This is a genomic window from Sulfitobacter sp. HI0129 (assembly GCF_001635395.1).
Lineage (GTDB): Bacteria > Pseudomonadota > Alphaproteobacteria > Rhodobacterales > Rhodobacteraceae > Sulfitobacter.
Genome location: NZ_LWGH01001015.1, coordinates 1 through 6,898 on the forward strand (window position 1 = coordinate 1; position 6,898 = coordinate 6,898).

The 6,898-nt window shown below is 64.9% G+C and carries 8 protein-coding genes; 4 read left to right on the plus strand and 4 right to left on the minus strand.

Annotation, left to right across the window (positions count from 1 at the left end):
• Positions 1 to 71 precede the first annotated feature (71 nt).
• Complete coding sequence (locus A3764_RS21810; RefSeq protein ID WP_067919069.1) at positions 72 to 413, plus strand: DUF2853 family protein; 342 nt, start codon at positions 72 to 74, stop codon at positions 411 to 413.
• Positions 414 to 458: 45 nt separating this feature from the next.
• Here the strand turns inward: A3764_RS21810 and A3764_RS21815 are convergent, their stop codons facing one another.
• From A3764_RS21815 to tsaD, 4 genes are read right to left on the minus strand one after another with little or no spacing between them, the layout of a single operon-like run.
• Positions 459 to 878, minus strand: a complete 420-nt coding sequence (locus A3764_RS21815; protein WP_067919072.1) for an EVE domain-containing protein — start codon at positions 876 to 878, stop codon at positions 459 to 461.
• Positions 878 to 1,150: a YciI family protein gene (locus A3764_RS21820; RefSeq protein WP_067919074.1), complete on the minus strand. Its 273-nt coding sequence runs from the start codon at positions 1,148 to 1,150 to the stop codon at positions 878 to 880. The genes A3764_RS21815 and A3764_RS21820 overlap by 1 nt, the downstream gene beginning before the upstream one ends.
• A gap of 1 nt (position 1,151) precedes the next feature.
• On the minus strand, positions 1,152 to 2,105 hold the full coding sequence (locus A3764_RS21825) for an NAD(P)H-dependent glycerol-3-phosphate dehydrogenase (RefSeq protein WP_067919076.1): 954 nt from the start codon (positions 2,103 to 2,105) through the stop codon (positions 1,152 to 1,154).
• Positions 2,102 to 3,190: a tRNA (adenosine(37)-N6)-threonylcarbamoyltransferase complex transferase subunit TsaD gene (tsaD, locus tag A3764_RS21830; RefSeq protein WP_067919078.1), complete on the minus strand. Its 1,089-nt coding sequence runs from the start codon at positions 3,188 to 3,190 to the stop codon at positions 2,102 to 2,104. Before tsaD ends, A3764_RS21825 begins: the two co-directional genes overlap by 4 nt.
• Positions 3,191 to 3,263: 73 nt before the next feature.
• Between tsaD and A3764_RS21835 the strand changes: the two genes are divergently transcribed.
• The 3 genes from A3764_RS21835 to A3764_RS21845 form a co-directional block, all read left to right on the plus strand.
• Complete coding sequence (locus tag A3764_RS21835; protein WP_067919080.1) at positions 3,264 to 3,968, plus strand: uroporphyrinogen-III synthase; 705 nt, start codon at positions 3,264 to 3,266, stop codon at positions 3,966 to 3,968.
• Positions 3,969 to 4,040: 72 nt separating this feature from the next.
• The gene (locus A3764_RS21840; protein WP_236628295.1) at positions 4,041 to 5,771 is read left to right on the plus strand and encodes a COG4223 family protein; all 1,731 of its coding nucleotides are present in this window, start codon (positions 4,041 to 4,043) and stop codon (positions 5,769 to 5,771) included.
• A gap of 13 nt (positions 5,772 to 5,784) precedes the next feature.
• Positions 5,785 to 6,898 (plus strand): heme biosynthesis protein HemY (locus tag A3764_RS21845; RefSeq protein WP_067952103.1); only part of this gene is annotated, 1,114 nt, incomplete at its 3' end.

A 6,898-nucleotide genomic window follows, 5' to 3' on the forward strand; every position in this document is an offset into this window, starting at 1 on the left:
ATTCGCTTCTGCGCTTAGGTTGCCCTGAGGATCACGTCTTGGTGATCGGATACCAAGGATTGGAGACGCACATGGGCAAACGGGATGAATGGATCGCGAAATACGCGGACGATCTGAGGAACAAATGCGGCGTGGAGCCGGACATGGATCTGTTGACGAAGGTCACGATCGGCTGCGGACCGTCGATTTACAACGCAGACGCCCAGACCGTGGCGGCCAGCCAGACGAGCGAACTGAACACCATCAAGGAAAACTTCCTGATGAAAAAGCTGGGCCTGCCGGACAGCGATGAACTGATGGGCGGTATCCAAAAGGCGCTGACGACCTATGGCCGGTCAGAGCGGAACAAGTACCGCGCGGTTGTCTATTACCTGCTGACCAAGCATTTCGGCAAGGAAAGCGTCTATAACTGAATTTCCGGCGGGCCGCCGGTGAAAGGTGGCCCGTCGCTACCCGGGTCACGGCTCGACGCCGCCCATATCGCAGACGATGCGCCATTCTTCCTCAGTGACCGGTTGAACGGAGAGGCGGGAATTGCGCAGCAGGGCCATCTCGGACAGATCGGGCCGGGCCTTGGCGTCCGCCAGCGTGACCGGCCGGGCGAGGGGGCGCAGCGCGCGGATATCGACGCATTCCCAGCGCTCATCGTCGGTCGTGCTGTCGGGGTGGGCTTCGGCGATGACTTCCACGATCCCGACGACCGCTTTCTCGGACTGGGAGTGATAGAAAAAGCCCGTGTCGCCTTTCTTCATGTCCCGCATGAAATTGCGTGCCTGATAGTTGCGCACGCCGTCCCATTCCTCCCCCGCGTCGCCCTGGGCGACCTGATCGTCCCAGCTCCATGTGGAAGGCTCGGACTTGAAGAGCCAATGTGCCATCAGCCGATCACTTTCTTCCATTCGATCAGTTCGACGTTCTCGAACAGGCCCGCCTTGGCGTAGGGGTCGGCATCGGCCCAGTCCTGCGCCGCCTGCAGATCGGGCACATCCAGCACGATGAGCGATCCGGCCATGCCGCCTTCGGGCGTCAGCAGGGGGCCTGCCTGAAAAATGCAATCGCTGGCGTTCAGATAGTCGAGATGGGCGGGGCGGTTGTCCGCGCGGATGTTCTGCGCGTCCTTCTTGTCATGGGCGATCAGGGCGACGAGCATGTCATTCCTCCTTCAAGGGTCGGGTCAAAAGTTGCGCCATTGCGCTGCGAACGTCCAGTTCCTCATCCAGCAGGGCGGCGACGGTTCGGGTGATCGGCATATCGAGCGCGGCTTCCTGCGCGATGCGGTGCACGGCGCGCGCGGTGGCTGCACCCTCCACCGTGGTGGAGGCATCGAATGGCGTGCCCGCCCCGATGGATTGTCCCAGACGGTAGTTGCGTGACTGCTCCGAGGTGCAGGTAAGCGTAAGGTCCCCGAATCCCGACAGACCGGCGAGGGTCACGGGATCGGCCCCCCGCCAAGCCGCGAGGCGCTGCATTTCGGCGAAACCGCGTGTCATCAGCGCCGCGCGTGCGCTTTCACCCAGCCCGGCCCCCATCGCCGCGCCGCAGGCAATCGCGACCACGTTCTTCAGCGCCCCGCCCAGTTCCGCGCCCGTGGTGTCCGACGTCCGGTAAAGGCGCAGGTTTCCGGTGGTGAGCCGCTGCTGCAGGGCCTTTCCCGCCTCCGCATCGGCACAGGCGAGGGTCAGCGCCGTGGGCAGCCCCCGCGCGATATCCGCGGCAAAGCTGGGGCCGGTCAGGATGGCGGGCATCGAATCCGGCACCGCTTCGCGCAGGACGGATACGGGGCCGAGCCCGCTATCAAGCTCGATGCCCTTGCAGCAGGCCACGAGGTTCCGGCCCTTTAGCGCTGCGGCAAAGGGGGCGACCACCGCGCGCAGCTTTTGCATCGGCACCGCAAGCAGGATCGTTTCCGCCTCTGCGGCGTCGGGGCCTCCTTTGGCGAGGTGCAGGTTGTCGGGAAAGGGGCAGCCGGGCAGGCGGGCCGTGTTTTCGCGGGCCTCTGCCATGTCACGCAGGTCACGCGCCATGAGTGTGACCGGACCGGCCTGACCAAGGGAAATCGCCAGCGCGGTTCCAAAGGCTCCAGCCCCGTAGACAGCGACGCTCATGCCTTGGCACCCTTCTTGCCGCTGCCCAGCATGGGCTGCGCGTTCGAATCGAGCGGCCAGCGGGGCCGGGCAGAAAGCGTCATGTCGTCGAACCTGTCTTCCTTCCAGTTCAGCAGGGCCGCAAAGGCGATCATCGCGGCGTTATCGGTACACAGATGCAGGGGCGGGGCGGTGAACTCGGCCCCCGCCGCTTTGGCAACGCCTTCAAGCTGTTCGCGGATCGTCTGGTTGGCCGCGACGCCACCCGCAACGCAGAGGCGGGTGCTCGCTTCGCCACCTTCTGACACGGCGCGGCGTGTCTTTTCGGCCAATACCTCGCTCACCGCTGCCTGAAACCCAGCCGCGATATCGGCCTGATCCTGACGGGTCAGCCCGCCTTTTTCGGCGACGATGGCATCCCGGGTGCGCAGCACGGCGGTCTTGAGGCCGGAAAAGGACATATCGCATCCCTCCCGGTCCAGCAGGGGACGGGGGAACCGGAACCGGGCCGCGTTCCCGTCTTTCGCCGCCCGTTCGACCGAAGGACCGCCGGGCTGGGGCAGGCCGATCAGCCGAGCGATCTTGTCGAAGGCTTCGCCCGGCGCGTCGTCGATCGTGCCGCCCAGTCTTTCGAAGCGATCCGGGCCGCAAACGCGTATGAAGAGGCAATGCCCCCCGGACACCAGCAGCAGGAGATAGGGGAAGGCTATCGATTCCGACAGCAGCGGCGATAACGCATGCCCGGCCAGATGGTTGACCCCGATGAGCGGTTTGCCCGTCGCCGCGGCAAGCCCCTTGGCGCACATCACCCCGGAAACCACGCCCCCGATCAGCCCCGGCCCGGCGGTCACGGCGATACCGTCCACCCCGGCAAGGGAAAGGCCTGCATCGTCCAGCGCCTTTTCCACGCAGAGGTCGAGCTTTTCGGCATGGGCGCGGGCGGCGATTTCGGGCACGACGCCCCCAAAGGCCGCATGCAGGTCGTTCTGGCCCACCACGACAGAGGACAGGATGCGCAGGCTGCCATCCGCCGTGCGCTGGACAACAGCTGCGGCAGTATCATCGCAACTGCTTTCAAGGCCGAGGATGGTCAGCGCGGAGGACAAGAAGGCGGCTTTCGTTGAATGACGGTTGTTCAGCAGGTATCACCCCATGACGGAGCGAACAACAAGGGCCGCCATGACCGTGCCACTTCTGCTGCTGACCCGCCCGCAGGACGACAGCGAAGGCTTCGCGGTCGGGCTGGCGCCCGATCTGCTGCCCGGCTTACGTGTCGTCATGGCGCCGCTTCTGCAGATCGCGCCCGTCACGCCCGTGCCTGATTATGGGCCTTGTGACGGGGCGATCTTTACCTCGCGCAATGGGGTTGCACTCGCTCCGGACGGCGACGGCAGGCCCGCGTTTTGCGTGGGCCCCCGGACGGCGGCGCAAGCTACGGAGCGGGGGTGGGATACGCCGGCAGTGGCCGCCACGGCGGATGAACTGTTAGCCGCCCTGTCGAAGACGCCGCCCGCCGGTCGTGTCATCCATTTCGCCGGAAAACACAGGCGTGGAAACATCGCGGAGCGGTTGAGCGCCGCCGGGATGACGGTGGAAACCTGTATTCTCTACGATCAGCGGCGCCGCGGCCTGACGCCGGAAAGCCGCGCCGAACTGGCTGCGGCAAGCCGGATCATCGCGCCTGTCTTTTCACCCCGCACGGCAGAGATCTTCGTAGAGGAGGTACCGTTTCAGGACCGGATCGAGGTCGTCGCGCTCAGCCCTGCGGTGGCTGCGGCCCTGCGCTCCGGCAGCTTTGCGGAGCTGCACATTTGCGCCCATCCCAATGCAGGACAAATGACGGAAGATATTGAAAAGCTTCTACGCCGCGCCACCTTCGCTTGAGGGAGGCCACCTTGCCGGATAAGGTTGGTCAGTCTAACTGGCGGAATTGTCAGAATCGGAGAGGTGGAAAGAGTGGCGAAAGCTAAGAAACCGGTAGCAGCGTCAAGCAAGGCAACGCAGGCTGCGAAATCCGACGCGAAGGAGACGCAGGACAAGGCCAAGGTTTCCGGGGCTGCGGAGGGCGCGAAGCCGGATTCCACGGCGTCGACCGGCAAGTCCACGGCAGACAAGTCCGCCGCCACACCGACCCCCGAAGGCAAATCCGAAAGCGCGAAATCCGGTTCCGCGACGGCTGACGCAACAAAGCCCGCGGCGAAGTCGGGTTCCCAGCCTGCCAAGTCCTCCACCCCCATGGCTAAGTCGGATGACAAGGCGAGTGATGCCAAGCCCGCGAAAAGCGCGGCTGATACCGGCAAGCAGGACAAACCCGCCGAGACGAAAAGTGCCGCCGCCACTGTCGCATCGGGGAAGGATGCCAAGGATGACAAGCCCGCGTCGGGTGCGTCGGACAAAGGCGATACCGCCAAACCCGCCGACGCCTACGCCAGCACGGTGAGCAAGCCTGCCAGCGGGAATGACACGGCAAAGACAGCACCCGGCGCGTCGGGCGATGCCACGAAATCGGAGGCCAGCAAGGCCGGATCGCAGAAAGCAGGAAGCGCGGCAAGCGCCACTGCCAAGACGTCCGAAAGCGCTGCACAATCCCCCGCTTCGTCGTCGGCCCCGGAAAAAACAGCCCCGTCGCAAAGCAAAACGACACCACCCGCCGCTACTTCGCAGGGCGAACCTGACAGGCGGCGCAGTGTATTCTGGCCGCTCGTGCTTGGCGGTCTCGTGGCGGGCGGGTTGGGCTTCGCCGCGTCCGAGCTTGATCTGCTGGAACGCCGTAGCGCGCCGGTAGAGGATGGGGACTGGCGCGAAGCGGTGGCCCAGCAGCAGGAACGTATCGCCGCGCTCGAAAACGCCCCGGCCCCCGAGGCGCCGGTGGTCACTGGCGAAGCCGTGGATCTTGCCCCCCTTGAGGCCCAGATCGAAACGCTGACGCAATCCATGAACGAATTATCCGCACGGATCGAGGCGCTGGAAGCGCGCCCGGCGGAAACCACGACGCCGGAAGACATAACTGCAGTGTACGATTCAGAAATCGCGCAACTTCGCGAGGATCTGGGCGCGGAGCAGTCCGAACTGCGGCAATCGATCGAAGCCGAACGGTCGCGCCTGCGCGAGACCATCGAAAGCCAGCGCGCTGAAATCCAGACCTTGCTCGAAAACGCGCGCAGTGTCGAAGAGGCCACCGCCGACGCGGCCCGCGATGCTGCTGTACAGGCCGCGCTGACCCGTATTTCGACCGCCGTGGCCAACGGAAAGCCCTTCGCGACGGCGGTTCAGGAACTGGAGGCCGCCGGTGTTTCAGACATCCCCGAGGCGCTGCGGCAATCGGCCGAGAACGGTGTCGCCACGCTCGCCAACCTTCAGGATCGCTTTCCCGATGCGGCCCGCAGTGCGCTGAGTGCCGCCCGCGTGGCGGGCGGGGATACGTCCGAGACGGGCGTTGCGGGCTTTCTGCGCCGGCAGCTGGGCGCGCGTTCCGTCGCCCCGCGTGACGGGACCGACCCGGATGCCGTTTTGTCCCGCGCGGAGGCCGCGGTGCGTGACGGTCGCCTGACCGATGCACTGGCAGAGATCGAAACCCTGCCTGAACCGGCACAGGCCGCGATGCAGGAATGGTTGCAGGACGCCCGGGCCCGGCAGTCCGCCGAAGCCGCGACCGAAGAACTGGCGCAACGCCTGACGGCTAACTGAGGAATTCCGAATTATGATTTGGTCGCTGATCAAGATTGTCCTGTTCGTTATCATCGTCGCAGCACTTGCCTATGGCGCCGCCTATCTGCTCGACAGTCAGGGCGGATTGCAGGTCACCGTCATGGGAACGGAATACAACTTCGGGCCGCTGCAATCGGTCATCGCAGTGCTGTTGCTGGTGCTTGCCGTCTGGCTCCTGTTCAAGATCCTCGGTTTGCTCGTGGCGACATGGAAGTTCCTGAACGGGGACGAAACCGCCATATCGCGCCATTTCGACCGGAACCGTGAAAAGAAGGGGCTGGAAGCCCTGTCCGATGGCTTGATGGCTCTAGCGAGCGGCGAAGGGCGCGTGGCCATGAACAAGGCCGCGAAGGCGGATCGGTATCTCAACCGTCCGGAGGTCACGAACCTGCTGACGGCACAGGCCGCCGAAATGGCCGGAGACCGCCGCAAGGCAGAAGAAAGCTATCGCAAGCTCATTGAAAACGAGCGTACCCGATTTGTCGGCGTGCGCGGCATCATGCGGCAGAAGCTGGCCGAGGGCGATACCGAGACCGCCTATCAGCTTGCGCAGAAAGCCTTTGCGCTAAAGCCGAAGCACGCCGAAACCGGCGATACCCTGCTGAAGCTTCAGGCCAATCGCGAAGACTGGAGCGGCGCACGCAACACGCTGAGCACCAAGCTGAAACATGGCCAGATCCCCCGCGATCTGCACAAACGCCGCGATGCCGTACTGGCGCTGTCCGAGGCAAAGGAAGACATCGCCGCCGGGCGCACGCAGGAAGCGCAGGAATCGGCCATCGAGGCGAACCGCCTGTCGCCGGACCTCATCCCCGCCGCGGTCATGGCCGCGCATGCCTATCTGGATCAGGGCAAGAAGCGTCAGGCCAGCCGCGTGCTCCGCAAGGCGTGGGAAGCGCAGCCGCATCCCGATCTCGCGGCGGCCTTTGCCGCGATCGAACCCGATGAGACGCCGCAACAGCGGATCAAGCGGTTCGGCGCCCTGACACGGCTGCAGCCCGACCATCCCGAAACACGCATGCTTCTGGCCGAGCTTCACGTGGCCGCCGAAGACTTTCCGCAGGCGCGCCGGTCCTTGGGCGATCTGGTGGAATCCGAGCCTACTG